Genomic DNA, 344 nt, shown 5'->3' on the forward strand with positions numbered 1-344 from the left:
CCCCCCCCCGCCGCCCCCCCCCCCCCCTCACCCCACCCAGCATCCCCCCCCCCCCCCCCCCCCCCCCACCCCCCCCAGGCGCGCCCCCCCTCCCCCGCGGCCGCCCCGGCGGGCCGCCTCCGGCGCCACCCCCCCCCCCCCCCCCCCCCCACCCCCCCCACACCCCCCCACACCACCCCCCCCCACCCACAAAACAACAACACACAACAAAAACAAAAAAAACACACACCCCCAACACCCCCCCCCCCCACCCCGGGCGCCAAGAGAGCCGACACCGCGCCCCCCCCCCCCCCGCGCGCCCGCCCGGCCCCCCGCCGCCCGGTGGGGGGGGGCCGGGCCCGGCG

The 344-nt window shown here is 83.1% G+C and carries 1 protein-coding gene; it reads right to left on the reverse strand.

Going from position 1 to position 344, the window contains the following annotated elements:
* Nucleotides 1-275: hypothetical protein (locus PUR71_RS40875; RefSeq protein ID WP_329924296.1), on the reverse strand; the 275-nt coding region annotated here is incomplete at its 3' end.
* Nucleotides 276-344: the final 69 nt, after the last annotated feature.

The organism is Streptomyces sp. SP17BM10 (genome assembly GCF_036322405.1).
Classification (GTDB): Bacteria; Actinomycetota; Actinomycetes; order Streptomycetales; family Streptomycetaceae; genus Kitasatospora.